This is a genomic window from Cupriavidus sp. 01L45, from assembly GCF_056399885.1.
Genome location: NZ_JBFTSG010000092.1, coordinates 1 through 19,255, shown reverse-complemented (window position 1 = coordinate 19,255; position 19,255 = coordinate 1). Strand labels below are relative to the sequence as shown.

The following is a 19,255-nucleotide window of genomic DNA, read 5'->3' as shown; positions in this document are numbered from 1 at the left end:
TTTTACTTCAGTTCGCCGCGCCTTTCGCGCCGCCAACCACCCTGCCAACCCCGCAACCCTTGTCCCGCCTGCTTTGCAGCGCGGTAGTTGTGTTGCGAGGGGGCGAATCTTAAGGGAGCCCCTCGGCCATGGCAAGCGTTTTCTGAAATGAACCCTGCAGCAACAAATAAGATACTCATGAGCCACCTTGGCCACAGGCAGCTTCCACTAGTGCAATGCCACGCGCGGTCGACATGCAATCATTACCCGCCCTTCCGATATGGCGCGGTTGACTTAGCCCTGCTCGTACGCCCGCCTCAACACGGCGATGTCTAACTTACGCATTTTGAGCATCGCCTCCATGACCCGGGCCGACTATCCCGCGTCCCTGTCTTGCAGCAGCGCAGCGCACCGAGGATTGATGGTGCGATCTGCCGGGACACCCAAAATCGTCTGCTTCGCGGCCTCATACCCGCACCTTGCCCGACTGTGTTAAGCAAGAATGTCTGACACACATACCATGCTCCCGCGGATGGGCTCACCCGAGTCGCTATGCGCGATCTACGCGAATTTTGCATCGAGAACAGCAGACGCAGCCAACCACCAATATGGCGCCAAGCACGAGCACGCCTATGACCAAGCCCGCGGCGGCACGTCCCTCCGCAGGACAATCTACATCCGTGGCACACTGTCCCATGCCGATCTCCTCGTGCCGATGCAATGCAATCGTGACACCTCCATGCTAGGGCACAGTGGAGTGCGAACAAAGCGCGTAGAACGCGCAGCGCCCCACCCCACCGCAGCCATACGCACCACCACGCGCCACACCTTGACTTAATTCTGACTTAGAAAAATCTCAGTTGGATTAGGTGCAGTTTGCGCTATTTTCACGACATCCTGGACATGTGCCCATGCGCCCTTCCACCAGGCGAGGGCGCTTTCAATCCAAGTGGAAAGAACGACGATGCGGACCTCAAGCGCCAAACTCACCCTTAAGCTGGTTGCCACGCTCTGCCTCGTCGTGCTGTTGCTCGGCAGCGCATATGGACTCTTCGGCCAGCCTGGTGGCAGCGAATTGCCGCAAGCCGCTAGTGGTGGCCAGCCCGACACCCTGTTGTCCTTGCTGATACACATCCTTGGCTCAGTGGCCGCGATCCCAGCCCTGATCGGTATGTGGTCACAGCGATTCCCGGCTCTGGGTGGCCTGGTCCTGGCATGCCCTGCCATTGCCGCATTGCTGCTGCACAGATTTGTCGTAGGTTGAGCGAGGCGCCCTACCGTGTCAGGCCCACCCTGCTTCCAGCCTGCGCGTCACCCTCCCCCACCGGCTTCTCCACGCGCCTTACTCCTCGCCCTGCCGGCTGCGGCAACAGGCTGCAGAGGAACCAAAACTGATGCCAGGCACCCAATAGTGAGCGCCGGTTCCACGGCCATATTGGAAGAGAGCATGAAGAAAACCTTCTGGGGACTACTGACAAGCTGCGCGCTGCTGGCAATTCTGGGCGGATGCGCCAGCCAGAGCAACGAAGGCCGGGAATCAGGCATTACCGCCTACGGCATCGTTGACGTCGGCATCTCACGCACCAGTGAGAAATAGTGCGACGCGCGGACAGACAAAAAAAAGAGCCCGCTGCGCGGGCTCTTAAATTAGCGATCTCAATTGCCCTGAAGGCCTCGGTAATCTATCTGTCATTTGCCATTCGTACTATCCGGGTAAACGGAAGCAAATCTACAAAATCAGGCTCTTGTACGCAGGGCGGCATGCAACCCCACGTCGCAGCCATGGTAAAAAAAAGCCCGCACAAGGCGGGCTTAACAATCAGTTGAAGAAAACCCTGTATTCGAGGGCAGGCACAGTGTAAGAAGTTGCGGCCGCTTGACTAATTAGGGGAATCCCTTTGCCATGGCGGGAAATCTGTCCGTTGCGGCGGTCAAGTGCGCGTAGCAGCCCCTCTTAGTACACGAGCATAAAAAGGGGATTCGAAGTTAGAGGAATCGCTCCAACCTGCGCAGGGCCAGCCGCCCGAAAACCGCATTACCCAGGGCATCCAGGCCACTGACCTGGATAGGCTGCGCAAACTCATGCCACTTCGCGGGATAGCTCGCTGCCCTGCCCCAGATGCGCGCGCGCCTCCTCAAACAACGCATCGACTGCTGCGCGCGTACGCACTGCATGCATGCGGCGAGCATCCGACAAGACCCGCCGCCAGCCACGGCCACCGTGGATACCCCGATGCAAGCCCAGCATATGACGCGTAACCGCTCCCATATAGCCGCCCTGTTCGACCAAATCGCCGATGTAGCGCTGCATTGCCAGTTCAACCTCCAGTCGTGGCGGCACGGGCGTCTGTGCACCATAGAAACGGGTATCCATCTCTGCCAGTACATACGGCTGGTGGTAAGCCTCGCGCCCGATCATGACGCCGTCCACATGCGCCAAATGCTCGTCCATCTCGTCATGCGTGACGATGCCGCCATTAATCAGAATTTCCAGTTGCGGGAACTCCTGCTTGAGTTGGTAAGCGACTTCATAGCGCAGTGGCGGGATCTCGCGATTCTCCTTTGGGCTCAACCCTTTCAGGATCGCATTACGCGCATGCACGATAAAGGTCTGGCACCCCGCATCGGCCACGCTACCGACGAAGTCGCGGACAAAATCGTAGTGCTCGATCGTGTCAATACCAATACGATGCTTGACGGTCACCGGAATCGATACTGCGTCGCGCATCGCCTTCACGCAATCCGCCACCAATTCGGGCTCCGCCATCAGGCACGCGCCGAATGCGCCCCTCTGGACGCGCTCGGAAGGGCATCCGCAGTTGAGATTGACTTCGACATAGCCCCACTGCTCGCCCAGCTTCGCCGCTGCGGCGAGAGCGGCGGGCTCGCTGCCCCCAAGTTGCAGCGCAACAGGCTGCTCGGTCGCGTTGAAGTCCAGGTGGCGAGCTACGTCACCATGCAGCAGCGCACCTGTGGTCACCATCTCCGTGTACAGCCAGGTATGGCGGCTCAACTGCCGGTGAAACATACGGCAGTGACGATCCGTCCAATCCATCATCGGGGCAACCGAGATACGACGCGGGGTTGAATTCATTGGAAAAGCGGCTTGAATRCTAGATCTACGGATGTTCCGACTATGTCCTGCTTCCGCTCATCTTTGCCGCAATATGCCAATTTGCGCACTTTTGCACCGTCAAACCCAATGTTGCACTTAGCGCGCAGGCACATCACGCGGCGCGAGCGAAAGGACGAGAGTATAGGTTAGACCGCCCGGATCCGCCTGAACGCGGTTTGCAAGGTCACGTGATCGTCGTCTTCCCGGCTAATTCACCTGCCCCGCGTCAATGGCTCGCATTGCAGCGGCTTCGGCCAGGGCGATAGCGGCTTCCTGGGTCAGCGCCACACCGGCCTCTTCCTCGAACGAGGGCTGCGGGGCTTCGCCGAATGTGTCAGCAATGACGACCGTTGCCGTAAAGCCCCCGTCGGCCGACGGTACCGCGCGGGCCACCACGGCATAGCCGCCATATTCGAACTGTCGTTCCATGGTGCCACTCCTCGACGCGGGACATGAACCCATCATAGATGGACACGTCCCCGCGCGAACAGGGTCGGGCGCATTTACTTTGTGGTGAACGACCAGTTCAGGTTAAGCGGCTTGCCTGCCAGTTGGCCACTGACCGTCACGTTGTATTTGCTCGCAGCGGCAAGCGGCGCGAGAGGCGTACAGACGGCAGCACCGGCCGCCGCGCCCGAGAGACCGGCGCTACGTGCATCTACCTTCAGGCAATTGATATTGTTGCCTTGCGCATCGGTCAGCACGAAGGTATCGGCATTGAATGTCTGGCTGCGATCGATGGCTTGCAGCGTGATGGGGTAGCCGAGCGTCTGGTTCTGGTAGCCGGGCGCGGGATTGGGGCTTTCGTTGTTCACCCAGTTGGTCGGCACGTCGGCCTGGCCTGCGTAGGGATACGCCACCATCTGGGTGCTGGTGCCAGGCATGGTGGCATCGGCCAGGTCGACGGTTTGATAGAACGATGCGGTGGCGCCCCCCGAGCCCGTGCCTTTCTCTTCGGCATAGCCCGCACCCGCGGACTTGTAGCTGCCCAGCAAAGTGGCGCGATGGAGCGGCGCATCGAACAGGTCGGACACCAGCGCGTCATTGGATGACAGGGTTAGCACAGCGTTGGGATCCGAGCTCCACTTTGTGGCGCCTCCAACGACTTCGGCCGTTGCGCCAGTTGGGTACAGCGCTTGCACGCGGACATTCGGGGAAGTGCCGGTGAAGCCGCGCGCGGCGGAATTCTCATCGTGGCCGAGCGTCTTGTTCCACAGCATGTAGTTGCTGTGGTTCTGCGCCGCGACACCAATCGCGTCCTGCGCCTCCAACGCCGGAAGCCCGACTTGCACGCGGCGGAAATTGGCATAGCACAGGCCTGCGGCCTTGGGTTCGCCCAGCACGCGGTAGTTGGTGACGGCTGCGGCGCCGCGCACGGGCAGAACGCTCACGGCAGAAGTGCTGGTAGCGGGCGCGGCGTTGCCGGTCACGGTAAAGCACGCGGTTACGGCAGTAGCGGGCACTGCCTGGCTGGTGCTGGCAACAGCGATAGCGGCGCCGGCACCGGCATTCGCCGCATTGTTGGCGGCACCGGCGGGCGCCGCCGCACTGGCGCCACTGCCGCCACCCTCTCCACCGCCGCAAGCGGACAGCGCCAGAGTGGCGCAGGCCAGTACCAGAAGTGTCTTGGGAAAGTGAGCCTTTCCGGGCATCGTCGAGTGATTCGCTAGCATCAGTCCGAGGGGTTCGTCCGGCGATCGCAGCCGGTGGTCAGGAATTCGGGCCTGGCATGCACCCTACCCGCCGTGAAAAATCCGGACGATGTTATTGGTGCGCGCGATCGGGCGTCCAGCCTGCGAACAAATGCTTACGTGTGACCTTTGCGCGGATAGAGCAAGCAACAGGCCCGCCTGAGGCACATGCGAATGCCCGGCTTTTCGCGCAATCTCGGGCCTCAACCCATTCTGAGCGCCGGCGGAAACACGCACCAGCACCCGTCATCGTGACGAAAGAAGAACATCGACAATTGGCCGGAGGGCCGCGCCACGTCCACTCGGACGCAGCCACTTCGGCCAGCTCGCGAGCTACGCACGCGCGTGATGCGAGCGGGTGCTGCCCGACTGGAACCTAGCCATTTGTCGATCAGGCCGCGCAGGGATATCTTGGCGGTTTGCATGTCGGTCTCCTTGGCTTGTCGTGATTAAGCGCGGGCACCGAAGTACGCGCCCTTCCATTCGGCTTCGAAAAATGTCCTGAACAGGGTGACGACGGTTTGCACGGCTGTCGACGGATGCTGCAGGCAGGCTTCCACTTGTTCGCTGCGGCCTTCGCCATGCAGGCACCATGTGCAGAAGTGCTCGCAGTTGTTGGTGAGCAACCGGTAGTTGTCTTCCCCGAGACGGGAGCGGGCGCGCGCGACGGCTTCGAGGCCGACGTACCTGGCGCAGGGGTTGGCCTTCACGGTGATCGGATAGCCGGCGGCGAAGGCTTCGAGCGTGGTTTCTTCCACCGGGCCACGGTGGAGCGACCCGGCGAAACCGGCATAGTGAACCACTTTGCCTTCGCCAATGTAGATACCGTGGTGGGCATAGCCGCGGCGCAGCGTGACAAGGTGCGCGCCCATGGGCGGCTCAGCATCGATGGCCTTTTCCTGGAGTTGGTTCTGGTGGTTCATGGCTGCCTCTGATCTGTTTGCTTGCCGCAGGCATTGCCTGCTTCGTTGCCATTGCATCCGCATCAACCGTGCCAACCAACGTGGCCCCAGCTACGGCGAGGGATTGCGGGTGATGCAGCGTACCGGGAAGGGAAAAAGCGTCGTAGGGAAACCAACAGCGTGTTGCCCAATGTGTTGGTGCCATGCAATCAAACCGGCATAAGGGCTTTTGTCGCTCCTCGGGCGGACCGCATGCCGCCGGCCCCTCATCGATAACGACAGGGACATTGCCGATGCGGGAGTGAAGGGGCGAGCGGCGAATCGCTGCCCTGTCCTGCCTTCACGATGGCAGGACAGGCGGCCGGGCCACGGCCAAAGCGGTGGTTCGCGACCACCACAAGGTGTGGGAATGTTGGCGAGGCGCCAACGCTCCGGCATGAGGCGTAGCGCCCACGCTGCGCCGGAATTCCGCCCGATCGGGCAAAAAAACGAGCGAAATCAAGCAGTTGCATCCCCCGCCAGGCGGCGGGCATGGCACTGGCACGCGCTTTGCTCTATAGAAGCATGGCGACAAGCCACGGACCGGAACACAGTCCCTACCCATCCCAAGCACCGGAGACCCATCATGGCGGCGCTCACCATCAAAGACCTCTTTACCAACCGCACACTGGATGGCCAGGCAATGGCGGCCATCCGCGGCGGCGGTGCTCCCTGGGTATTCGGCTGGATCCAGCCCTATACGCCGCCCCGTGCAAGCACTCTGCCGATCGTCAACTTTTACGAGATCAACAACAACTTCTATGCTGATCAGATGGTTAACCAGTTTCAGAACATTGACGTTCGCAATTCGGCGCCCGGCGCGAACATCAATGTACAAGCGGGACAAGGGGCAAGGAACGACGGACGGATGTAACCCGGCAGCGCGCAGTTCGCGCAGCAGCACGCACAGTCCGGCCACGCACCGCCCGCCAAGCCGTTGCCTGTCCCGGTAACGGCTTGGCGCGATAGTGCCCTGCTCGTCCGCACACCGGAGAGGATCGTGACCTGTGCATCGCAATTCCGCTGGACTTCAGCCGCTCGTTCCGATGTCGGCCTGGTACGGGAGCGTAATGAGGACGCCTGCCTCGCGCAACCGGACCGAGGACTGTGGGTCGTTGCCGACGGCATGGGCGGCCATGCGGTTGGCGACTATGCCAGCAACCTGGTCGTGGAGACGCTGGCCCGCCTGGGCGTGCCGCCCAGCCTGGAGAGCTTGCTCGACGATGCGCGCGCGGCCTTGCAGGAAGTCAATCGCGAACTGTTGGCGGAGGCGGCGCGCCGGCAGGTGCGGCGCATTGGCAGCACAGTGGTGGTGCTGATGGCCTGCGAGCGCTTCTGCGGCTGCCTGTGGGCAGGCGACAGCCGCATCTACCTGTACCGGGACGCGCACCTGACGCAGCTCACCCGCGACCACAGCCGCGTGGAGGAACTCAAGGCCCGCGGCCTGATCACGGCGGAAGAAGCCATTCATCATCCGGCCCATAACACCATCACCCGCGCCGTGGGCGCGAACACCACGCTTGAACTGGACCAGGCCTGGGTGGAGGTAGCGGACGCCGATATCTTCCTGCTCTGCAGCGACGGGCTCAGCAACGAACTGCGGGATCCGGAGATCGCCAGCGTACTGGCATGCGGCGATTGCGAACTGGCAGCCCAGGCGTTGCTGGCCGCGGCGCTGGGCCGCGGCGGCCACGACAACATCACGGCCGTGGTGGCGCGAGCGGAAGATCTCTACGGCTCCGACAAGACCATGGTGAACCCCGCGCTGTAATGGCTGCGACGGCGCGAAGCCTGGCGGACGAAAAGCCCTTTATCGCGCCTTGCCGCCCTGCGCCGCTGCCTGATTACGGAAATCCTTCGAATGGATGCCGTGCTTCTTCAGCAGCATCTGCAGGTGCGAGCGATTCATGTCGAAACGCCTGGCCAGCTCCGCCACGGTGCCGCCCACCTCCTGCAAGCCGCGTTCGAGGAAGGCGCGCTCGGCTTCATCGCTGGCGGCCCGCTTGGCTTCACTGAGCGAGGTAGCCGTCGACGCATCCACCACCACCGGCACGGAGCCGTTTGCGACCAGCGCCGGGGCCGATGGCTTGGGCCGGAGATCCTGCGGAAGATGCTCGAGATCGGCGGTATCGCCGGCAAGGCACGAGATCCGGTACATCAGGTTGCGCAGCTCGCGGATATTGCCCGGATAGGCGTAGTTCATCAGGAAGTCGCGCAGGCGCGGCGTCAGCTTGATGGGGCGGCGCTTCAAGGCGCCGGCGGACTCGTCGCCGAAATACGCCACCAGCAAGGCGATCTCGTCACGGCGCTCGCGCAGCGGCGGCAGCGTGACGTGAATCACGCTGAGCCGGTAGAACAGGTCTTCGCGGAACTTGCCCTCCTCGCTCAGGCGCCGCAGGTCCCGGTTGGTTGCCGCCACGATACGCGCATCGACTGAAATGGTCTCGTCGGAGCCAACCCGCTGGATCTCATGCGACTCCAGCACGCGCAGCAACTTGACCTGCCCGGTCAGCGGCAGCTCGCCGATCTCGTCGAGGAAAATGGTCCCCGTATGCGCGCTCTCGAACTTGCCCCGGCGATCGTTGGCCGCGCCAGTGAAGGCACCCTTCTTGTGGCCGAACAGCTCGGACTCGATCAGGTTCTCCGGAATCGCCCCGCAGTTCACCGAGATATAGGGCTTGTCCGTCCTCGATCCGTTGGCATGGATCACCTTGGCCATCAGCTCCTTGCCGGTACCGCTCTCGCCATCGATCAGCACCGGCAGATCGGTCGGCGCGGCCTTCTCGGCAATTTCCAGCGCTTCCAGCAGCTTTGGATTGTCGCCGAACGTGCCCTCGAAGATAAAGCTGCGCTCGAGCAGCGCCTGCCGGCGCTCCCGCGGCGCGAGATCCGCCGGAACGGGCTCGGCCACCGCCGCCTGCACAAAGCGCTCCTTGTGCGACAATTGCATCACCTCGTCGCGCAGCGTGGTGGCTTGCTTGAGCAGCTTCTCGATCTCCGTGCGTTCGAGCTTGGAAGCCCAGCGCAACGTGGAGCGCAGGATCTCGATCTTCTCGATCAGCCCGGCATAGGAGATGGCGGACCCGACCGATCCGCCCTGGTTGAACAACTTCATATCGCGCTCCCCCTGCGTTGCATTGCGCCATGGATGTCCCGGCGCGTGCGCGCGCTCAAGCCGCGCTCAGCTGCTTTTGCACCAACTGGTAGTACATGCCCTTGCGCTCCAGCAGTTCCTCATGCCGGCCCTGCTCAACGATGGCGCCCTCGTACAGCACCAGGATCTTGTCCGCGCGCATGATGGTGCTCAGGCGGTGCGCGATGATCACGGCCGTGCGGCCATGCAGGATCTCCTGCATATTGCCAAGGATGTTGCTCTCCGACTGTGTATCCAGCGCCGAAGTCGCCTCATCGAAAACCAGCAGGCGAGGATCGTGATAGAGCGCGCGCGCAATGCAGAGCCGCTGGATCTGCCCACCGGACAGGCCCACGCCGCGTTCCCCCACCACCTGTTCATACCCGAGCGGCAGCTTGCTGATGAAGGCATGGGCATCGGCCATCTTGGCGACTTCCTCGATATGGCGGCGGTCCGGGCTGTCGTCGCCGCAGGCGATGTTCTCGGCGATGGTGCCCGAGAACAGCAGGTTGCTCTGCATTACATAGCCGATCTGCGCGCGGTAATACTCCTTGTCGATCACGCCGATATCGTAGCCATCCACGGTCAGCTTGCCGTCGGTCGGCACATAGAAACCCACCAGCATCTTGGCCAGCGTGGTCTTGCCCGATCCGCTGCGCCCAACGATGGCCAGCAACTCGCCAGGCTTGATGCTGAAGCTGATGTTCTCCAGTACATAAGGCGTCTCCGCGCCGCCGTAGCGGAAATAGATGCCTTCCAGATTGATCTCGCCCTGCAGGTCCGGGAGCATCACGCGCGAAGGCAGGTCTTCGGGCTTCTGCTCCGGCTCCAGGTCCAGCACATCGCCCAGCCGCTCCATCGCGACGCCCGCATCGTTGAGCTGGCCCCACAGCGCCACCAGGCCCATCAATGGCGCCAGTACGCTCCCCATGAAGGCATTGAAGGCAATGAGCTGGCCGACCGTCAGTTCACGCTGCAGCACGAGGTTGGCGCCCACCCAAAGCACGGCGATGGTAGTTGCGGCATTGAGCAGCTGGCTGGCCAGCCCCACCAGGATGTGGAAGGCCTGCGCCTTGTATTGCAATTCCAGCGCCTTGGCGTACTTCTTCTCCCACTTCAGCCGCACGGGCCGCTCGATRCCCATGCCCTTGACCGTCTCCACGCCGCCCAGCGTCTCCATCAGGTAGGACCTGGCCTCGGTCGAGGTGTTGAACACCTCGCGCGCGTACGCTTTGACCTTGGGCGTGGCCACGACCGTCAGGGCGGCGATGGGAATCACGAACGCGATCAGCACCAGCGTCATCTTGACGTTGTAGAGAAACATGATGGTGAAGTAGATGAACACCATCAGCAGGTTGAGTGCCGTCGTCACCGTCGACTCGGTCAGGAAGGCGCGGATGGTCTGGTTCTCCTGAAAGCGGGCAAAGATATCGCCCGTCTTGCGTTTGGCGAAGAAGGAGAACGGCAGCGACAAGGTGTGCTTGAAGAAGTGCGACATCATGGCGAAGTCCATATTGCGCACCATGAAATTGGCCAGGTATGCCCGCACCGTGCTCATGAACTGCGAGAAGACATTGGAGATGATCAGCCCCAGGATCAGCAGGTTCAGCAGTCCGACGTTCTGGTGTACCACTACGCCATCCAGGATGTTCTGGATGATCAGGGGCGGCACCACCCCGAGCACCTGGATCACAAAGGTCGCCAGGAACAGGTGCGCAAGAATCCGTTTATATGGCGCCAGGTAGCCGATGAAACGCAGCCAGGGCGAGCGCGCCACCGCCAGTTGCGCCATGCTTTCGCCGGCGGTGAAGAGCAGGCAGGTACCGCTCCACCCGCGCTCGAACTCTTCGACGGCCATCTTGCGAAAACCGAGGGCCGGGTCGGCCACCCATACCCAGCGTTTCGATACGCCGTAGACCACCACGTAGTGATAGCCCTCCCAGTGGATGATGAACGGCAACTCGAAGCCCAGCAGGGAATCATGCGTGCACTGTACCCCCCGCGTGGTAAAGCCGAGCGATTCGCCGGCGCGGGCCAGGCTGTCCAGCGTGGCGCCCTGCGTGGTCACATTGGCGAGCTCGCGCAGTTTGCCCAGCGTCATGGCAATGCCATGATGGCGGCAGATCATTGCCAGGCAAGCAGCGCCGCAATCCATCTCCTCGGCCTGCTCCACCAGCGCAAAACGGCGGATCACCCGCTCGCCGAACTCCGGCTTCGAGCGCAAGTCGAGCATGACCGGATGCTTGCGCCGCTCTGCCAGTTTCTTTTGCCGGTGCAGTTCCCGGTCGATAAAGCGAATGCGTTCTTCCAGCACTTCACGCAACTTCGGGTTGCGTTCCAGGATCAGCTGCACGGTCTTTTCCGGGATGACCAGCAGCCTGACATCCGTGCCGGCGATGGCAGAGGCGATCTGCTCCTGACGCATCACGCAGGCACGCTCGCCAAAGATGTCGCCCTGGCGCAGGGTCGCCAGCGGATACTCGATGCCATCCTCATTGCGCACGATGCGCACCTCGCCCTGGCGCACCACGTACAGGCGGCGGTCCTCCCTGGAGTCCTGCTTCAGGATCTCCTTGCCCTCGGACACGCGCTTGACGCCCACGCTGCGCACGGCCTCTTCGAGTTCGCTCTTATCGAGCTTTCCGCGCAGGTCGAACAGGCGCGCGACGAAGCCGCCGGCCGAACTGATCGCGACATAGCTGGCGACAAAAGCCATCGCCGCCGGATTCTGCGCGATCATGGGCTCGGTCACGCTGCGCGGGATAAACAGCAGCTCGGTCTTGCCGGAAGACCGCACCGAGGATTCGTGCCGGTATTCCCGCAGCATGGCGATATCGGCAAAGACCTCGCGTGCCTTGCGCACGCCGAGGCTGACCTCCTTGCCATTTTCCTCGTTGAAGATACGCACCGAGCCCGCCTTGATGACGAAGAGCCCGTCGGCCGGATCGCCGGCATTGCAGATCGTCTCGCCGAAGCCAAAGGAAAGCGATTGCGCGTGCTCCGCCAGCCGCTCCATCTCCTCGCGCGAGAACGGCGAGAGTATTTCCACGCCCGACAGGAAATCGGCGAGCGGCTGCAGTTCGGGGCTGGCTTCCATATGCTTCTCGGCCTTCGCGGTTAGCGCGCTTCGATGACGTGTTCCTGCGCCCTGGCCATCAGCCAGTCCTCACGCAGGAGCCGGCGCACCTCCGCCGCCACTTCCGCATCCAGCACCGCGGGATGCTTGGCGCTCACCATGAATATCTCGAAGAAGGCGCGGTCGTGGGAGGGAAAGGGGCCAAGCAGGTCGCCGGTGGCGGCATTGAACACCTTGGCTTCAATGTCGGTCTTCAGCGATCCGCGCAGTACCTTGCCAATTGCGCCACCTTGCTCCTTCGTATCTGCCAGGGAATGCTCGCGCGCCATCTCGGCAAAGCTGTCGGGGTCGTCCTGCAGGTAGGAGATCAGTTCCTTGGCCTTGCCTTCGGCGTCTACCACGATATGGCTGACCTCGATGCTGTCGAACTTCGGAGAATGCAGCTTGAAGTATGCGTCGACGGCTTTTTCGTTGGCTACCTCGGCCAGCATCTTCTCCTGGTAAAGGCTATCGGTAATAAACGCCTCGAACTCGTCGAGGCTGACGCCGAGCACATCGAGGTAATGGTTCATTTCCGTCGCGCGGTGCAGGCCCTGCACGCGCCGGAACTGGTCGGCGCGTTCCTGGATCTCCTCCGGCGACACGGTGAGGCCCTGCTTCTTCGCCGCATGCACCGTCAGCTTGTCCCTGACGATCTGCTCGATCAGCGCTTCGAATTGTCCCGTGAGCTTCAGGACCCGGATGAACTCCTCGACGCCGATGACTTCGTCGTCGACCCGCACAATCGCTGTCATCTCGTCAGCTCCTTGATTCTTGCCACACGCCACGCACCGTCTGCCCGTGGATGCGGGCCGATGCGCACCCTTTCATCCGGCAACCTGCCGGAACGGATCCAGCCCGAGGTCGATCAGCCGCCGCTCGCGCACCACGATCTCCGCCGTGGCTGTCATGCCGTAGCGCAGCGGATACTTGCTATCGGCCACCGAGTAATAGTCTTGCGCCAACCTGACGCGCCCCTCGTACATCGGCTGCTTGTTCGGGCCGGCCAGCTTGGTCGCCGGCGAGATGTATTCCAGCGTGCCGTTGATCAGGCCGTAGCGCTGGTAGGGGAAGGCGTTGAACTTCAGCTTGACGGGCAGGCCCTCGCGCAGGAAGGCGCGGTCGCGTTCGGCAATGACGATCTTGAGCACCGGACGCGCGTCCTTGGGGGCAATGCCACCCAATGGCGTATTGGCCTGGACCTTGTCGCCGCGCTGCGTGGAGGTGACATCCGTGATCACACCGGCCACCGGGGCCAGTATCAGCAGGAAGTTGTCCTTGTCGATATTCTCGAAGCGGATGCGCGCCGCCGCCTCGGCCACCAGCCGCGCGGTCTGGACCTGCAGGCGCAGCTTGTCTTCCGTATTGGCGATCTCGCGCAGCGCGGCGTCGTACTGGATACGCAGGTTGGTCAGTTCCTGGCTGCTGCCTTCCAGTTGCACCGTGGCCTGGTTGAACTCCTGGCTCAGTTTGGAATCCAGTTCGGCCAGCCGCGACTGGGCAATCTGCAGCGCGTTCTCCGCTTCGACCGCAGCGATCCGCTTGGACTCCACCTGCGACTGCGAAACGCCGCCGCCGCCGGGCAGTGCGAACAGACGCGCATACCTGTCCTGCTCCTGCCGGGCGAATTCGCGGGTACGGCGCGCGCTGTCGAGGTTGCTGCGCGCCTGCTGCAATTGCGCCCGTTGCTGTTCCGCGAGCCGGGTGGTGCCTTCTGCCGTGCGGTTCTCATGCAGCCGTTCCGCCACATCGATCTGCTGCTTCAACGCCGCCGCCTTGCGCTCCATCAGCAGCTTCCTGTCGGGAAACTGCTTCCACTCGCGTTCGGAATCCTGCAGCTTGAGCTGCGCCTCCAGCGCATTGGTGGCGGCCTCGATCGCGCCGCGCGCATTCAGCCGCGCCAGCACGTCGTCCTTGGACACCGGCTGGCCTTCGGCCACATAGAGATCCGCGAGCTCGCCGTCAACCGGCGCATAGAACCGCCGCACTTCCGATTCGGGCGCCAGGGTACCGTCCGCGGACACGATCACATCGGCGTGCCCGACGAACGACCACACCAGCGCGCAAACAACCAGCGCCACCATGACCAGCACGGAGATCTGCATCATCTTCCAAGGCTCCGCGCTCAGGATCGCGATGCCTTCCGCGCTGTGATCCTCAAGTGCCTCTGACAGCGGCTTAAGGCGATTGTCCCGGCTATCGTCCCTCATCGCCCTCCCCCCCTATCAATGCAAGCTTGGCCTTGAGCAAGGCCGGATTCAACACCATGCGCAGTTCCTGCAGCGAACGCCGCTGCAACTCCGTTTCCGAATTGATATCCTCCTGGAGTTGACTCCACTGCGCCGTATCGCCGACCTTCAGTTGCGTGTAGATGCGCATGCCTTGCCGCGCTTGTGCGCTGGCATTGGACAACAGGCGCGCCTGCGTGCGGAATTTTCCGGAGATTTCGGATTCCAGCCGCTGCTCGCCGCCGATCGCCCCGTCGCGGCGATACTGCCGCCACGATGCCAGCGCACCGTTCATCAGTTCCTGCGCGCGCCTGGTAGCCGCATCGTGTATCGCTGCCACATCGGGTTCGATTGCCTTGAGGAAGTAGGTGTCCTCAGCGGGATCGAGCATGGCGTAGAACGACAGCAAGGACTCCTCGTAGCCCTTGCCCCCGCGCGCCTTCTTCAATTCGGCGAACTGCGTGGCGACGGCCTGCTTGCGCGCGAGATCCCTGGCCGCGGCCTCGGCCCATGGCCCTGTCTTTATCTGTTGCAGCCCCGCGAAGGCCTTGTCGCTGTCTCCCGCACGCCACGCCTTGTCCACCTCGCCGTATTGCCGCACCAGTTCCGGCGTCGGCAGTCGGCTGGCCGCCAGAACGCCGAAGCGGGCCTGGAAGGGCGGCGAGGAGAAGCGGGCCTTGGCCATTTGCGCCATCAGCGGGCCCAGTTTCATCGCGCGCGCCGCGCTGTCCRGTTCCAGGTATTGCTTCAGATCGTCCTTCAGGCGATCCATGCCGGCGAGCCTTGGATATTTCTCGGCGTAATCGGCCAGCACGGCCTGCAGGGCTTCGGGGTGATCGCTTGCCAGGCCGGTGGCGAGCGATGCGTTCAGGCGGTCGATGGCCGCCAGGTAGACAGAATCATCGCTTTGCAGCTTGCGCAAGTAGCTGAGCGCATCGGCATAGGGCTCCTTGAACTGCGGCACGTAAGCGGCGATGCGGTCGAGTGCGCGCTGGTGCGCCGGCGTGTCCTCGTTCCAGTGTTTGAGCAAGGCGCGGATGCTGGCCTCATCGGCATACATGCGGATAGGCGCGTCCACGCCGCCGCGGCCGGCCACGAAACGGTTCAGCCGTCCGATCCAGGCAAGTTCTTCGAGCAACCCGAGTGCGTCCGCGTTGTGCGCGCCGAGTATCTTCATACGCGCCAGCGCCGCGTCCGCACCGTTGAAATCGCGCGCCTGCAGCTTGCCGATCCATGCCGGCACCTCCGCCCGCAACAACGCTTCCGTGCCCATCGCCTGGAACCGTACCTTGTCCGGGTGCCGTTTGAGGTACGCATCGGCCACCGCCGCCGCGCGGGTATAGTCGCCGCTAGCCATCAAGTCCGTCATCTCGCGCTCGGGCGCGCCGCGGAAATACAGGAATAGCAGCAGCGCCACGACCGCCGCGGCCAGGATACCGCCCCACCGCGCTGCGCGCTTCAGTCCGGCGCGCTCCGCGGCACCGAAGCTGCTGCCAAGTTTGCCCATGACCAGGGCGAACTTGCCTTGCGCACGCGGCTTGTCCGCCCCGCCCGCATCGCCTTCGGGCTGGGGCAGGGCCTCCTGGTTGACCTCGTCCTCTTGCTGCGCGGCATAGTCGACGCAGAAGATGTCCAGGAACGAACCAGCCGCGCCGACGAAGGTGGTCTTGTCTGGATCGTGGGCCGGCTCGGCCACGGTTGCGGCGGCTGCCACTGGAACGGGCGGTGCGCACGTCGGCGCCACGTCTGGCGCGCTCTGCGCAGGCGTGCCGGTGCCTTGGGGGGGCGGCAGGTTCGAGCTGGTGACGGTCGCATCCGTGGCCGCATCGTTCCGTATGCCGACCCGATAGACGAAATGATTGCCGCCAAAGGCAACGAGGTCCCTCTCACCAAGGGGAACCGCGTGTTCTTCCACGCGCTTGCCGTTGACGAAGGTGCCGTTGGTGCTGCCCAGATCCTCGATGAAAGGCTGCCCACCCTTCAGGAAAATGTGCGCGTGACGGCGCGAGACATAGTTGACCTGGTGAGGATAGACCTCCTTGTAGCGGGAGAAGGTCTCGTCGGCCTTGCTGACCAGGAAAGGAAATCCGGCCACCTCGACTGGCTGCAGGCCCAGGTCGTCGCGCTCGGGGGTGAGCGTCAGCACGACCGATATCGGCTCCGGTGCCTGTACCGGCGTGCGCGAAGCCAGACGCACCCGATAGCACAGCGCCGCGCCGAAGCGCACCTCGTCGCCATCGCGCAATCTCGCCGGCTGCAGTACCACGGTCTCGCCGTTGACCGTGGTGCCGTTCTTGCTGCCCAGGTCCGCGATATAGGCCGCGCCGTGCTCGGAGAAGATGCGCGCATGACGGCGTGAAAGCGCGGCCGCCACATCGGGAGGATATGCGGCGAATGGCGCTTCCGCGCGGCCCACGGCGAACAGGCTCTCGTCGATGCGGATCTCGCCCAACTCGGGGTGCGAGATGGGGACAAGCACGATATCGAACGCCTGCCCCACCTTTGCCCGTATCTCGACAATCAGAGCTTCGTCTGGAGCCATGTTTCGATACCACCAACAGCGCGAGCCGCGGCGCGTGCGCCGGCGGCAAGCCATTTTCCATGGCGGCGGCGCGGGGCCGAACCGGCCCGCTCCGCCGGGAACGTGTTGACTAAGGACATAGTAGGCCACGCTTGCCGGTAGTCAAACGTCCACCGGCGGCGTATTGCGGGCCTGGCGCCGGCTTTGCCGGGATCGTCCGGTCCCGATACATGGATTGTCGCGGGGTCTATTTCGCCACCTGCCGCGGCGCGTCCTTTCCCGCATTGCTCACTTCGACGCTTGGCCACCCTCCGCCAAGTGCCTTGTACAGGGTGACAGTGTCGGCCAGGATTTGTTGGTGGTTCGCCAACAACTCGAGTTGCGCGCTGAGCAGTGACCGCTCGGTCTCGAATACTTCAAGCTGGGACACAACGCCTTCCTTGAGCTGAGCCTCGATCTGCGCCGACACGACGCGCAGTTGCTCCACCTGCTGCTGCAACTCCACCCGCTGCTTCTTGTGCGCATCGACGTTGACCAGTGCGTTCTCCACCTCCTCGAATGCAGTGATCACCGTGCGGCCGTACTCGTTCTCGGCCACCTTGGTCTGCGCCTCGGTGGTCTTGACATGCGCACGCACGTTCGGATCCAGCATGGGCAGGTTGATGCTCGGCATCAGGCCGAATGTGAAGGACTTCAGCAGATCCGACAAGGCGAAGCTTGCGGTGCCGCCGCGACCGGTCAGGCTGACGGTGGGCAACTGCGCCAGCCGCGCCTGTCCGACCAGGTTGTATGACTCAAGCACGCGGTACTCCGCCGCCACGATATCCGGGCGCCGCGAGAGCAACTGCGACGGTAGCCCGGCCGGCACCGCGGGCAACTGCACGCGCTCTTGCAAGCGCCCCGCGGGTACCTTGAAAACGCCCGCCGGCACGCCGACCAGCGTGCCAAGTGCATTCTCCGAGATATCGCGCGAGCGGCGCAGTTCCAGCAGGTTCTTGGTCAGCCGGTTGATTTCCGCCTGTTGCTGCATCACCCGGATCTTGGGGACCAGTCCGTTCTGGAACATCGCCTGGTAGGTGGCGAGGATCTGCTTGTTCTTGGCCAGTGACCTGGACTGCTGATCGATCTGTTCGTCGAACTGCAGGATCTGGAAATAGGTAGTGGACACGTCCGAGACCAGGGTGAGGTAGCCGGCGCGCCAATCCGCTTCGGTCGCGTTGAATTCCGCGGTCTGGGCTTGCACGCCCTTCTCGACCTTGCCCCAGATGTCGATATCCCAGTTGACCTGGGTGCCCAGGTTGTAAGTCTTGACCAGGTTCTGCCCTGTGGTTTTCTCGAAGCTTGCACCGGCGCCGACATCAAAGACCGGCAGCGCACCGGCCTTCGCCTCGGAAATCTGTGCGCCTGCCACCTTGATTCGCGCGGCCAGCACCTTGATGTCGTAATTGCCAGCGATGGCCTTGTCGACCAGTCCGTCCAGATAGGGATCCCGGAAGGCCTGCCACCAGTTCGGCACGATGGTGTCCGACGCCGAGACGGTGATCGAACCCTGGCGCGCCCAGTCGGGCTTGGCCGGTGTTACCGGGCGTTCGTACACCGGGGGACGAAAATCGGCACAGCCGGCCAGCGCCAGCAGGCACGCGCCTGCCATCAGGCATCGCTTTGCGGCGGTGCGTGATCGATGCACACGGAACGGAGTGGAAAGGTCTGGCACGATCGCCTCCTGCAGGCGCAAGCGAACCGAAAAGGACTAGGCGGGCAGCAGGCCCCGTTCGTCACGTCGCCGGCGCCAGCTGCGCCGGGTCGGTCACGGCCCGGATGCAAGCAAGCAGGCCTCGCCATGCTTCATTGTGTATCCGCCGGCGGCGCTATCCAACCTGTAATTGGAGGCTGGCTGCCATGAAGGCGGCAAGAGAGGGCCGCCCCGCCCGGCAATCCGGGAGGGCGGCGGTGGCTTCAACGATAGATGTTGTTGTTCGCGTTCTGCGTTGAGCTCACGTGCGACTTGATATCCGCGGCGAAGGCCGYGTTGTTGCCATTCATGTTGGTGACGTTCTGCGTCTGGCCGATCAGTTGCTCGGCATTGAAGGTCGAGTCGATCTTGACGGCGCTGAACACGGGCAGGAAGGGCACGAAGCCGCCGCGCACGGCGCGCATGGCGCGGGCGTCGAGTTCTTCGGTGACGGACAGGTCTTTGATGGCGAGGGTGGTAGTCATGGCAGTTCTCCGGGTATTCAGTAGTTTGCGAATGCAGCTTGCGCGGTGGGCAGGGCCCGCGGCTTAGCGATAGATGTTGTTCTGGGCGTTCTGGGTCGAGTGGACATTCGACTTGATGTCGTCCGCGAAGGCCGTGTTGTTGCCGTTCATGTTGACGACGTTCTGCGTCTGGCCGATCAGCTGCGAAGCGTTGAAAGTCGAGTCGAGCTTGACCGCGCTGAACACGGGCAGGAAGGGCACGAAGCCGCCGCGCACGGCGCGCATGGCACGGGCGTCGAGTTCTTCGGTGACGGACAGGTCTTTGATGGCGAGGGT

16 protein-coding genes are annotated in these 19,255 nt (G+C 63.0%); 4 read left to right on the top strand and 12 right to left on the bottom strand.

Annotated features, from left to right (window positions below; translation table 11 throughout):
• The first annotated feature begins 943 nt into the window (after positions 1-943).
• Together AC1DT6_RS38485 and AC1DT6_RS38480 are read left to right on the top strand one after the other, a co-directional pair.
• The gene (locus AC1DT6_RS38485) at positions 944-1,243 is read left to right on the top strand and encodes a hypothetical protein (RefSeq protein WP_441635839.1); all 300 of its coding nucleotides are present in this window, start codon (positions 944-946) and stop codon (positions 1,241-1,243) included.
• A 183-nt stretch (positions 1,244-1,426) separates the two neighbouring features.
• Positions 1,427-1,576, top strand: coding sequence for a hypothetical protein (locus AC1DT6_RS38480; protein ID WP_441635837.1), 150 nt, complete (start codon positions 1,427-1,429; stop codon positions 1,574-1,576).
• A gap of 483 nt (positions 1,577-2,059) precedes the next feature.
• Here AC1DT6_RS38480 and dusA read toward each other — a convergent pair whose 3' ends face one another.
• The 4 genes from dusA to AC1DT6_RS38460 form a co-directional block, all read right to left on the bottom strand.
• Positions 2,060-3,073: a tRNA dihydrouridine(20/20a) synthase DusA gene (dusA, locus tag AC1DT6_RS38475; RefSeq protein ID WP_441635835.1), complete on the bottom strand. Its 1,014-nt coding sequence runs from the start codon at positions 3,071-3,073 to the stop codon at positions 2,060-2,062.
• 228 nt (positions 3,074-3,301) lie between these two features.
• Complete coding sequence (locus tag AC1DT6_RS38470) at positions 3,302-3,523, bottom strand: hypothetical protein (RefSeq protein ID WP_276286970.1); 222 nt, start codon at positions 3,521-3,523, stop codon at positions 3,302-3,304.
• Positions 3,524-3,597: 74 nt separating this feature from the next.
• A complete protein-coding gene (locus AC1DT6_RS38465; protein ID WP_441635833.1) occupies positions 3,598-4,767 on the bottom strand; it encodes a CAP domain-containing protein in 1,170 nt (389 codons plus the stop codon).
• Positions 4,768-5,234: 467 nt separating this feature from the next.
• Entirely contained in the window at positions 5,235-5,708 is a 474-nt protein-coding gene (locus tag AC1DT6_RS38460; protein WP_441635831.1) for a lecithin retinol acyltransferase family protein, read from the bottom strand.
• Between the two features lie 604 nt (positions 5,709-6,312).
• On the opposite strand from AC1DT6_RS38460, the gene AC1DT6_RS38455 reads away from it, so the two are divergent.
• Complete coding sequence (locus tag AC1DT6_RS38455; protein WP_276286973.1) at positions 6,313-6,600, top strand: hypothetical protein; 288 nt, start codon at positions 6,313-6,315, stop codon at positions 6,598-6,600.
• 126 nt (positions 6,601-6,726) lie between these two features.
• On the top strand, positions 6,727-7,497 hold the full coding sequence (locus AC1DT6_RS38450; RefSeq protein WP_441635829.1) for a PP2C family protein-serine/threonine phosphatase: 771 nt from the start codon (positions 6,727-6,729) through the stop codon (positions 7,495-7,497).
• Positions 7,498-7,536: 39 nt separating this feature from the next.
• Here AC1DT6_RS38450 and AC1DT6_RS38445 read toward each other — a convergent pair whose 3' ends face one another.
• The 8 genes from AC1DT6_RS38445 to AC1DT6_RS38410 form a co-directional block, all read right to left on the bottom strand.
• Positions 7,537-8,841: a sigma-54 interaction domain-containing protein gene (locus tag AC1DT6_RS38445; RefSeq protein WP_441635827.1), complete on the bottom strand. Its 1,305-nt coding sequence runs from the start codon at positions 8,839-8,841 to the stop codon at positions 7,537-7,539.
• 55 nt (positions 8,842-8,896) lie between these two features.
• The gene (locus tag AC1DT6_RS38440) at positions 8,897-11,956 is read right to left on the bottom strand and encodes an ABC transporter transmembrane domain-containing protein (protein ID WP_477103998.1); all 3,060 of its coding nucleotides are present in this window, start codon (positions 11,954-11,956) and stop codon (positions 8,897-8,899) included.
• 20 nt (positions 11,957-11,976) lie between these two features.
• Positions 11,977-12,729: a peptidylprolyl isomerase gene (locus AC1DT6_RS38435; RefSeq protein ID WP_276286977.1), complete on the bottom strand. Its 753-nt coding sequence runs from the start codon at positions 12,727-12,729 to the stop codon at positions 11,977-11,979.
• A gap of 72 nt (positions 12,730-12,801) precedes the next feature.
• Positions 12,802-14,184 (bottom strand): beta-barrel domain-containing protein, encoded by a 1,383-nt coding sequence (locus tag AC1DT6_RS38430; protein WP_441635823.1) that lies wholly within the window; start codon positions 14,182-14,184, stop codon positions 12,802-12,804.
• A complete protein-coding gene (locus tag AC1DT6_RS38425) occupies positions 14,171-16,744 on the bottom strand; it encodes an FHA domain-containing protein (protein ID WP_477115485.1) in 2,574 nt (857 codons plus the stop codon). Before AC1DT6_RS38425 ends, AC1DT6_RS38430 begins: the two co-directional genes overlap by 14 nt.
• Before the next feature lie 226 nt (positions 16,745-16,970).
• A complete protein-coding gene (locus AC1DT6_RS38420; RefSeq protein ID WP_276286980.1) occupies positions 16,971-18,374 on the bottom strand; it encodes an efflux transporter outer membrane subunit in 1,404 nt (467 codons plus the stop codon).
• A 305-nt stretch (positions 18,375-18,679) separates the two neighbouring features.
• A complete protein-coding gene (locus AC1DT6_RS38415; protein ID WP_477112055.1) occupies positions 18,680-18,940 on the bottom strand; it encodes a hypothetical protein in 261 nt (86 codons plus the stop codon).
• Between the two features lie 63 nt (positions 18,941-19,003).
• Positions 19,004-19,255 (bottom strand): hypothetical protein (locus tag AC1DT6_RS38410; protein ID WP_477115484.1); only part of this gene is annotated, 252 nt, incomplete at its 5' end.